The 449-nt window shown below is 76.8% G+C and carries 1 pseudogene; it reads left to right on the top strand.

Features of this window, described 5'->3' with window-relative positions:
- A pseudogene (locus AX735_RS02195) lies at positions 1–449 on the top strand (P-type conjugative transfer protein TrbL); the annotation flags it as partial.

Here is a 449-nt window from a genome sequence, read left to right as displayed (position 1 = left end):
CCGGCGCGGCACTCGGCCCCGCGCCCGACATCAATCAGGTCATGGCCATCGCGCTTGCCGCGCTGTCGCTGCTGGGCCTGTCGATCTTCGGCCCCAGCATTGCGAACGGCATCGTCTCGGGCGGCCCGCAGCTCGGCGCGGGTACGGCGGCCGGGACCGCGCTGGCGGCAGGCGGCGCGCTGATCGGAGGCGCCGCCGCCGCACGCCTTGGCGTGGGCGCGGCCGGGTCCGCAGTCGGTGCGGCCGGCCGGATGACCGGCGCCGCCGCGCGTGGTGGCGCTCAGATGGCAGGCGGTGCCACCAGCGCCTACAGCCTCGGCTCGTTCGGCAAGAGCGGTGCAGGCGCTGTTGCGGGCGGCATGGCCGCTGTCGGCCAAGCGGCGGCGGGAAGCGCGGCGAACGCCGTCCTTTCGCCCTTGCGCAAGGCGGCCGCCAAGGGCGGCGAGGCG

The sequence above is a fragment of the Blastomonas sp. CCH1-A6 genome (genome assembly GCF_001556365.1).
Lineage (GTDB): Bacteria > Pseudomonadota > Alphaproteobacteria > Sphingomonadales > Sphingomonadaceae > Blastomonas > Blastomonas ursincola.
The sequence above is the reverse complement of the archived record's forward strand: the minus strand, read 5'-3'. Positions and strand labels throughout refer to the sequence as shown.